Origin of the sequence: Nocardioides ganghwensis, assembly GCF_014779655.1 — a bacterium.
Lineage (GTDB): Bacteria > Actinomycetota > Actinomycetes > Propionibacteriales > Nocardioidaceae > Nocardioides > Nocardioides ganghwensis.
In genome coordinates, this window is record NZ_JACXYX010000013.1 from 1 (window position 1) to 8,873 (window position 8,873).

6 protein-coding genes are annotated in these 8,873 nt (G+C 62.2%); 3 read left to right on the top strand and 3 right to left on the bottom strand.

The genetic code is table 11. The annotated features are described in order from the left end of the window. Positions 1-145: 145 nt before the first annotated feature. A complete protein-coding gene (locus IEZ24_RS22610; RefSeq protein WP_242498631.1) occupies positions 146-1,933 on the bottom strand; it encodes a hypothetical protein in 1,788 nt (595 codons plus the stop codon). 421 nt (positions 1,934-2,354) lie between these two features. On the opposite strand from IEZ24_RS22610, the gene IEZ24_RS15220 reads away from it, so the two are divergent. Continuing rightward, the gene (locus IEZ24_RS15220) at positions 2,355-4,100 is read left to right on the top strand and encodes an ATP-dependent nuclease (protein ID WP_129457148.1); all 1,746 of its coding nucleotides are present in this window, start codon (positions 2,355-2,357) and stop codon (positions 4,098-4,100) included. Between the two features lie 91 nt (positions 4,101-4,191). Here IEZ24_RS15220 and IEZ24_RS15225 read toward each other — a convergent pair whose 3' ends face one another. Further along, entirely contained in the window at positions 4,192-5,142 is a 951-nt protein-coding gene (locus IEZ24_RS15225) for a hypothetical protein (protein WP_129457147.1), read from the bottom strand. A gap of 529 nt (positions 5,143-5,671) precedes the next feature. Continuing rightward, entirely contained in the window at positions 5,672-6,496 is an 825-nt protein-coding gene (locus IEZ24_RS15230; protein WP_129457146.1) for a hypothetical protein, read from the bottom strand. Between the two features lie 240 nt (positions 6,497-6,736). Here IEZ24_RS15230 and istA point away from each other — a divergent pair, with 240 nt between their 5' ends. Both istA and istB read left to right on the top strand, forming a co-directional pair. Next, positions 6,737-7,999 carry an IS21 family transposase gene (istA, locus tag IEZ24_RS15235; RefSeq protein WP_129457158.1) on the top strand — a complete coding sequence of 421 codons (1,263 nt, stop codon included), beginning with the start codon at positions 6,737-6,739 and terminating at the stop codon, positions 7,997-7,999. After that, positions 7,999-8,808, top strand: coding sequence for an IS21-like element helper ATPase IstB (istB, locus tag IEZ24_RS15240; protein WP_129457159.1), 810 nt, complete (start codon positions 7,999-8,001; stop codon positions 8,806-8,808). The genes istA and istB overlap by 1 nt, the downstream gene beginning before the upstream one ends. The last annotated feature ends 65 nt before the right edge of the window (positions 8,809-8,873 follow it).

Below are 8,873 nucleotides of genomic sequence, written 5' to 3' on the forward strand. Positions count from 1 at the left end.
CGCAACAGCCCAGTTGTGGTCTCCAACGGGACCCACCACTGGTGCAACGGCGGCTCCGTTCTACGAGGTCGCTGCCGCACTCCTACTTGCGTGACGCGGGCGTTGCCCACCCATTACGGACTCTGGCCGGGTGTCGCTTCCGTCGCTAAGCCACGTCTTTCCGCAGCCTCCATATGGGCCACTCCTGCATCTGTTGCAGTTCCGACTCCTCGAGTTGACCAATCAAGTACTCCACTTCTTCAGCGTCTCCGAGTAAGAGTGCGCACGCGACCTCGAACTGGATGGCGCTGTCAGTCCCGCTCCGGGCGATCTTCCTCTTGAGTTCGCGTATCTCACCGCGCTCTCGGGTCGACAGTTCACGTCGCCGCACGTCAATCTGCCAGCCGTTGATGTGGTGGTGGGCCTGGTCGTTCTGTTCGGCAAGCAGCCAGTCGTTGAGACGGGAGGCGGCATCCAGCAGTTCGTGTCTGCGAATCTCACTGGCGTCGGCTGCCGAGATAAGCGCCAGCACCCGATGGTTCGCCAAGTTAAAAGTGCTCGGGAAGTCGGCGATAGCCTTATAGGCGCCAACGATCGCGCCAAGGCGCATGTTGAGCATCGTCGCCAAGTGCTCGTCGTCGACGATGTCATAAGCCGTTACGGGCATTGACTCGTCTATACCCTTTTCGCTTGCGCTCCATCGAAACTGTTGTCTGCCGTCGAGGGAGAACGGGTCGCTGAACTTCCACTTCGCCGGCGCGCTTCCCGCCGACATCAGGAACAGCAGGTGCCAGGGACCTACTTTTTGTAGCACACGGGCAGTGTTGGCAGATGGGTCAGCGATTTCTTCGCCGCGAACGAAGGCGCGATGCAACACTTGGAGTTGTCTCGCTTGAGTTTGATCGATCTGATCCGGCTCCACGAGATGTGAGTCGACACCGAGATATTGGAACAGGTCGGTCAGCGAGCGCAGGTAATCACGATGGTTCCGCAGCCAACTTTCGTCGCCCGCGGGAGTTATCTCGACACGAGAAGGATTGCCTTTAATGGTGATTACTTGCGTGTCGAGGAGGGCGGTGAAGAACTCCAATGTCTTGAGGCGGCCTGGGAGCGTTCGCTCTAGAGTCAGGGTGACGTTGGCCGACAGCCTACCCAGATCGGATCGGAACGAAAGCTTGAGCCCGTCAGAGAGACGTGCTTCGAACGTGACATTATCGATGCGCTTGACCGCCGCGGCGTCATAGGTGGTCTGGCCACTGCCTATCTGGACCTCGACGGTGCGCTCAACGTAGTCCGCAGGGAAGATTTGTAGGTGCCCATCGAGGGGGATCGATAGACCGTCAGTGGTGTGCAGGACGAGTGCGAAGTCGCTCGCACCAGGGGCCAGGAACACCGGCGCGTCGAAGTTGAGCTCGGACGCCGCGTGCACGGTAAAACTCTCGATGCGCTGAAGCAGGATGGGGTCGAATCCCTGCGCCACATTTTGATCGCGCGTCCGCAGAGCGAGCGCGAAGAGCCGCTCGAGTTCGTCGGGATCGCTTGGCAGCCGTTTGAGAGGGACTGACACCTGCCGCTGAGTGCGTGGCACCTCACGAAGGATGGAGTCGATGGCGAACGGCGAAAGAAGGGCGTAGTAGGGCGTGCATCTGGTGGTAGTTGGGTCGACTGCGACCACTAAGTACAGCACCCCTGAATCCTTCTGATAGGCAAGAAGATCCGGACGGGCGATGGGATGGGTCAGTTTGGGTTGCTTGCTCATTCGGCGGGTGCGCCCCTTCACTTGAACCGGCACCCTGCCCGCCCAGTCCGACTTGCTCTGCCGCAGGCCGCTGTACAGATCCACGTGCCCGTCCGTGAAGGGCGTCTTGTCATTCATGGAGATGAACGCCTTCAGATGCGGGCAACGGGCAATCACTTGATTGATCTCGCTCACCGCGAGCGCCTCGATATCCACGTGCCCATTCTGCCAGCGCGTGCCGACACCTGTGGCGAGGAGGAACGGCTCATGCGGACGGCGTGACTCGATCAGGCCTCGGCCGGTCAGGAGGCCGTCACCTCGCCGCAAAGCCGAAAGACCGCGTGGCGTTGACGGGAACTGGACCAGGAGCAACCGTGGAAAGGATAGCGCCAAGCACGGCGACGCCGGCGAGAGCATGCCCAACCCGGTTGTGCCGGGTTCGACCCTTCTCGAGCTCGCGACCGACGACTCGCACCGACATCAGGAGCGCGGCGAACAGCACCCTCATCGAGACTAGATTCTCCGCGCCCGCCGGCGGGGCGAGGCTCCCAACTGCATGAAGGCAACGAGCGCAGTGCGCTGACGCCCCGACGAGTCATTGCGCCCACTCCCGTACGCGCACAGGTAGGGTGCATGAGTGAGAATCACTGGGATTCGCGTCAAGAACTTTCGCACTATTGGCACTCAAGAACAGTTCTTGGATCTTCGCGAAAGCATGGCCATCATTGGACCAAATAACACCGGGAAGACAAACCTCCTGCACTCGGTGCAGATGTTCTTTACTGGCCACGAGAACACTCACGGGTATCACGTTGACGTCGATTCGCCTCGCGGCAAAGGCGCGCGAACAAGCATCGTCGGGTATTTCGAAGGTGATCCGGAGGGCGAAGATTCGGAGTTATACAAGGAACTCGACAAGTTGTACGGAATGTACAGCCTGAGTCGAACTAATCCCACGGTCGCTCTCTACTTAACGTTCTCGCCGTCCAACACGCCAGTTTACAACTTTTTTCCGAATCAGAAGCGGCCGAAAGACGGCGCCACCCAATCCGCGATCAGCCGCCTACAAAAGCAGTTGGTAGTAGATTTGCTCTCTGGGTTCGAGTGCCATTTTATTCCGTCCGAGAAGAGCATGCATGAACTCATCGATGACGTACTTACCCCACTTATCCGAGGCGTAGTGGTCGGCGTGCTTGAACCGCTTTTGGGCGAGATTGAGACTAAGCTCGACGACGTCTCGCAGAACATCACTACGGCCCTCGCGTCGAGCGGCGTCGAAGGATTGTCAGCGTCCTTCGGTTTTCGCGGAGGGTCTATGGAAAACATGCTGAGCGACTTCGACCTGTACCTGAGCGACCCTTATAAGACACCATTTGCTCGAAAAGGACAAGGAATTCAGAGTCTGGCATTCATGGCGACTCTTCAGTGGGTTACCGACATGGAGGCAACCCGCGGGCAGAAGTCGATCTGGCTCATCGAGGAGCCAGAATCATTCCTACATCCACAGTTGTCCCACAGTGCGACTCGGTTGCTGGAGAAACTCGGAAACTCCTCGACGCTCGCGATGACAAGTCACTCGATGGCGTTCGTGCCTCACGATCCGCGCCGCGTAATTGGAACCAGCCTCGATTCTGAAGGATGCACCGAAATTGCATCCTTCGCGTCGCACGAAAAGGCAACGGTTGCGCTCAGGAAGGGCCTCGGCCTGAGATTCGCGGACTACTTTTCGCTCGGGAGAGTGGCCGTCCTTACTGAGGGACAGACGGATTCAGAGTACGTGCGATGGTTCCTGGAAATCAGCGAAGACTGGCCAGATTGCGCCTGGCCGACCCTTCGTTCGGCCACCATCAGTGACCGAGGCGGCGCATCGCATCTTGCGGGCTTCGTGCGCGCCAACTACGAGATCCTGCGAAAGGAACAGCCAACCGTAAGTCTGTTTGACGCTGACGAAGCGGGCGTTAAGGCTGTCAGCGACCTGAGTTCGTACTTCCAGAACATTGGGGTGCCCTTTAACTCCAACAAAGAGTACGTCTACGTGCGCGCAGGATTTGCCGTTGAGGGGCTATTTCCAGATGAATGGATGGGGGATGCACGAACTGCAAACCCGAATCACTTCTCAGATTGGCAGGTCGACGCTGGCGGCGAAGTGGTTAAGTATCGCATCAAGGATAACGCTAAAGGTTCTATCGGGCACACGATGCGGTCGCGTGCTGAGGCGTCCAGGGATCGAGGGTGGGCTCAACGGTGGGTCACAGTGTGCGGTGCCCTCGACAATGCATTGGCCAAGCAGGCGTCGCAGCTTGTTGCGGCCGCCGATGTCGCCGACAGTAGTCCTGGCTCGGAGGCGGCAGGTCGGAGGCCCACTAGGTCGACTGCGTCTTAACGCCGCGTACCGTCCGGGGCGCGTCATTGCGCCGCGTGGACGACTCATCGACGTGTAGCGGATGCTGCGTGCCGACGTCGTACTTTCGTGGTCAGCGGTTCTGCACCCGAGAGATCCCACCGTCGGAGTGCATCGCGTAGATCGTGTCCGCCGTCACTGAGGGGATTGCTTCGACGAGTTCGTCCAACTTCGCGAAGTAGTCGTCGCGCCAGACGTCGCCGGACCGCGCCAAGCCGTACTCACCTGCCGACCATCGTTCGAACACAGTCCACATTGCATGATCTAAGACTGCCAAAGGCCCGGGAGCTTGCGCACTTTCCCATGTGGAACGGTCCGCGAACTTCGTCAGCCAGTACTGGCTCACGATGTGGAACCTGAGCGTGGGTGAGGGATGACTCATCGATGTTGCCGATGCATCCGTGAGCCACCCATCCCAGATCGTCGCCATCAGCACCAGCAGGCTCCCGCCAGCCTGAGTCATGACATCGTCACGACCGAATGGACTATCAAGAACGAAATCGACCGCAAGCAGATCGCAAGCGATTTCGTCTTGGTAACTCGTCCTAGCGGCGGCACTCGCGCCACGCCACTCCTCGTCCAGGGTCGGCCATAGGGGTCGGATGAGCGCCTCGTACCTCTTCCGGACAGGCCGAGTGGCCACCGCGTGAGCCATTTCATGCGCGATCGCCCAACGCGTCGCCGCGTGGACCACTCGCGTCTTGAAGATCGGATCCGCATAGGCATCGAAGATTTCTTGCAGTTGCAGAGGCGTATCTTCGCGGGGACCCAAGTACTGGAACAGTGCTGCTCGAAATCCCAGAAAGGATTCGTGCGAGATGGGCTGCTGAGTAAGTCCCCAGAACGCCAAGTACACGTCCGCGAGCTGTTGGCAGTACCGCACCAGTCGCGTCGAGACGTCTACGTAAGGCGGCCCGCCGTTGCGAAGTCCGTCCGTAGAACCAAGATCATCGGAGTTCGAGACGCCGGCGAATACGCTCAGGGACGTTTGAACATCCTTCGAGGTCGACTCGGATCCGACCATCTTCCACCCCGAGAGCCAATCGTTGATAAGTGAGCTATTGGAGTGGTGGAACTCTCCGCGCGCGCCCAAGATGGACGGCCAGGTGTCGTCAGAGACCGCTACTTTTCGATGCCGCCCGTGGTGTCGAAGCCGCGACTTGCGCAGTCGGGCGGATACGGATTCCGCCAAGTCCTCCCGTCGCCATGACGGATACTCTGGCGCGAGACGCGGACGTGAACTCATGAGGTCCTAACTCTTGGTCGGTATCGCTCGCCGATCACTGCGGGCTACGAGGCTCGGTCGGCATAGCGCGACCTGTCACACCGTAGCGATACAACCCGACCGACAAATTGCGGTGAGCCGACATGAACCCCTGGGGTCTGGGCGCACATTGCCGAACGTCTTCCGCAGCCGCTTGTCGATGCGGCATTCCGCCGCCTTGTGGACGCCGATCTGTCGAGCGCGAGCGGGCCATCGTCGTACACGCGCCGCTACCCGGTAAGTGTGGCCGAGCACCGAGCTGTGACCCTGGTCCACGCCGGCGGCAGGCTCACCTGAAGGATGCCAGCTTGGCGGTCAACTTCTCTCGAAGAGCTTCCAGCCCCTCCCCGTTTGACAAATACCGCTGGGCGCGAATCGCTTGGAGATCGAAGGGAACGTCGCTCATAGTTTGGGTGATCGGGATAACGGTTCGACCCAGCGAGTGCGCGATCCCGGTCTCGTAGAACACGTTCGCGTTGCGGCCAGTGAAGTCCGAGATGATCACCTGAGCCCGCCAGATGAGGCTGATGACATCGTCCAAGATGTGCTCGTGCTCCCAGATGTCGTCGGCCCGTAGACACTGGAACCCCGCATCGGTCGCCGCGCTCTTGATGGCGTGGTAAACCGAATCGAACCCGGCGAACGGCATCATGACTGCGACGAGGTCAGGCTCGCGCGCCTGCCCAGTTGGGAACGTGAACGCGCGCGGCTCAAGTCTGGCCGGACCCACCAACTCGTGTGAGATTTCGAAGAGATCGGCGTTCTTGACTGCCCAGTGCGTCCGGTTCCACTCCCATTCACTCGCCACGCCGAGCTGGTCGCTAAGCGCGACAACCCGCGCGAGCGGGATCGCTGGCAGGTGAGGGTGCGGCACAAACGTGAACCTGTAGTCGCGCCCGACACGGCGCAGCGAGGTGACCCGACCGACCCGCGCCACTGCCGCTTCCCCGCTCTGCTGGAGCTCCGGCATAAGAAGGGTCGGCAAGCTAGTCAACCGATCCACGGCCGGCCCGGATGCGTCGGTGAACATGGTCCTGAGAGGGTCTTCGGTGTACTCGAAGAAGCGGTCCGGCCCAGCGTTCCCCGAGGTCATGCCGATAATCAAGTTGTACATGCAATCACCCCGCCAGAGTTCGATGAGAGTCGCGGACGGCTCGGATCACATCCGCGTCAAGGTTCCTCCGAAACGTCTTAGGCATGGTGCACATACTTCCAGCGTCGACACACATCGACGCAGGCTTTGACGTGACTCATCGGGCCCTATTGCACGACCGGTTGACCTGCCTGTCGACGACGCTTGAAAACGAGGCCATAGCGACGGTCGAAAACGAGGCCACCCAGACAGATTGGATGGGTGATCTCTGTGGAGGATTGGGCTCTGATCCGGCGGCTGGTGGCGGACGGTGTTCCGCAGCGTCAGGTGGCGCGGGACTTGGGCATCGGGCGGTCGACGGTGGCGCGTGCGGTGGCCTCCGACGGGCCGCCGAAGTACGAGCGGCCGGCGGTGCCGACGTCGTTCACGCCGTTCGAACCAGCGGTGCGGCAGCTGCTGGTCACGACGCCGGACATGCCGGCGACGGTGATCGCCGAGCGGGTCGGCTGGACCGGGTCGATCACCTGGTTCCGTGAGCACGTCCGCCAGTTGCGGCCTGAACACAGGCCGGTCGACCCGTCGGACCGGCTGACCTGGCTGGCCGGGGACGCTGCGCAGTGCGACTTGTGGTTCCCGCCGAAGAAGATCCCGCTCGAGGACGGCAGCACGGCCTTGCTGCCGGTCATGGTGATCACCGCGGCGCACTCACGGTTCATGGTCGCGAAGATGATCCCGACCCGGCACACCCAGGATCTGCTGCTGGCGATGTGGCTGCTGCTCCAGCAGATGGGACGGGTTCCACGCCGGTTGATCTGGGACAACGAGTCCGGCATCGGCCGCGGCAAGCGGCACGCCGAAGGCGTCGGCGCGTTCACCGGCGCCCTGGCCACCACGCTGCAGCGGCTGAAGCCATACGACCCCGAGTCGAAGGGTCTGGTCGAACGCAGGAATGGGTTCTTCGAGACGTCCTTCATGCCCGGCCGGGACTTCAGCTCGCCGGCCGACTTCGACGCCCAGTTCGGCGACTGGCTGGGACTCGCGAACGGCCGGGTGGTGCGCACGATCAAGGCCAGACCGACCGACCTGCTCGATGCCGACCGGGCGGCGATGCTGCCGCTGCCACCGGTCGCACCGATGGTGGGATGGGTCAACCGGGTCCGGCTTGGACGCGACTACTACGTCCGCGTCGACAGCAACGACTACTCCGTCGACCCGAACGTGATCGGCCGGTTCGTCGACGTCCACGCCGACCTGGCACGGGTCGAGGTGCGTCACGAAGGCCGACTCGTCGCCGCCCATGATCGGGTCTGGGCGCGCGGCATGACGATCACCGACCCGGTTCATGTCGCAGCCGCGAAGGTGCTGCGCGAGCAGTTCCAGCTGCCCCGGCCCGCTGATCCCGACGAGGGGCTGGCACGCGATCTGGCCGACTACGACCGTGCCTTCGGACTCATCGACGGCGGCCTCACCGATGACGCTGCTGACGGCACGGCCGATGGCCTGAGCGATGGGGAGGTGGCCTGATGACGACCAGCGCTCGGAAGACGAAGAGCGACGCGACCGAGGCGCTCAGGCACCTCACCTACTTGGCGTCGGCGTTGAAGGCACCACGGATCACCGAAGCGGCCGGCCGGCTGGCCGATCACGCCCGCGACGCCGGCTGGACGCACGAGGAGTACCTCGCCGCGGTCCTCGACCGCGAGGTCGCCGCCCGCAACGCATCCGGCGCCCAGCTGCGGATCCGGGCCGCCGGATTCGGTTCCCGCAAGACCCTCGAGGAGTTCGACTGGGACGCCCAACCCGCGGTCCGGCAGCAGATCGCGTCCCTGGCATCGGGCGGGTTCCTCACCGAAGCACGCAACGTCGTGCTCCTCGGACCGCCCGGAACCGGCAAGACCCACCTGGCCACCGGCCTGGGCATCGCCGCCGCCCACCACGGCCACCGGGTCCTGTTCGCGACCGCGACCGAGTGGGTCACCCGGCTCACCGACGCCCACCGCGCCGGCCGACTGCCCCACGAACTCGCACGGCTGCGGCGCTACGGGCTGATCGTCGTCGACGAGGTCGGCTACCTGCCCTTCGAACAAGACGCCGCGAACCTGTTCTTCCAGCTGGTGTCCAGCCGCTACGAACATGCCTCGCTGATCCTCACATCGAACCTGCCGTTCAGCGGCTGGGGCGGCGTCTTCGGCGACCAGGCCGTCGCCGCCGCGATGATCGACCGCGTCGTCCACCACGCCGACGTCCTCACCCTGAAGGGCGCCAGCTACCGGCTACGCAACCGCGGCATCGACACCCTGCCCAGCATCAGAACCCAAGACACGGCAGACTAAGCAGCACGAACCGGTGGCCTCGTTTTCGAGCGTCGGATCGGCCTCATTTTCGAGCGTTGCCGACA